This window comes from Vibrio sp. ECSMB14106 (genome assembly GCF_000972265.1).
GTDB lineage: Bacteria > Pseudomonadota > Gammaproteobacteria > Enterobacterales > Vibrionaceae > Vibrio > Vibrio kanaloae.
The window spans coordinates 1-809 of the sequence record NZ_LAUM01000076.1 but is presented as its reverse complement, the minus strand read 5'-3'; the positions used below and the strand labels follow the sequence as shown (position 1 = coordinate 809).

Annotated in this window: 1 pseudogene; it reads left to right on the top strand. The window is 50.1% G+C overall.

From position 1 onward, the window contains the following. Nucleotides 1-809, top strand: a pseudogene (locus WR49_RS20705) (transketolase); the annotation flags it as partial.

Below are 809 nucleotides of genomic sequence, written 5' to 3'. Positions count from 1 at the left end.
GTTGCTTTCTGGGATGACAACGGCATCTCTATCGATGGTGAAGTTGAGGGTTGGTTCTCTGACGATACCCCTAAGCGTTTTGAAGCATACGGCTGGCACGTAATCCCAGCGGTAGATGGTCATGACTCTGACGCGATCAACGCAGCGATTGAAGCGGCTAAAGCGGATCCTCGTCCTACTCTTATCTGTACTAAAACAGTAATCGGATTTGGTTCTCCAAACAAAGCAGGTACGCACGACTGTCACGGTGCACCTTTAGGCGCTGACGAAATCGCAGCAACTCGTAAACAACTAGGTTGGGAGCACGGTCCTTTTGAAATTCCGTCGGAAGTTTACGCAGAGTGGGATGCGAAAGAAGCAGGCGCAGCTAAGGAAGCAGCGTGGAACGAGAAACTTGCAGCTTATGAAGCAGCATACCCTGAGCTGGCAGCTGAATTCAAACGCCGCGTAAACGGTGATCTTCCTGCACAGTGGGAAGAGAAAGCATCAGCAATTATCGCTGATCTTCAAGCTAACCCAGCAAACATCGCATCACGTAAAGCATCTCAAAATGCACTAGAAGCGTTCGGTGCTATGCTACCTGAATTCATGGGCGGCTCTGCTGATCTTGCGCCTTCTAACCTGACTATGTGGTCTGGTTCTAAGTCGCTTGAAGCGAACGACTTCTCTGGTAACTACATCCACTACGGTGTACGTGAATTCGGTATGACGGCTATCATGAACGGTATCGCTCTGCACGGTGGTTTCGTACCCTACGGCGCAACGTTCCTAATGTTCATGGAATACGCTCGTAACGCTATGCGTATGGC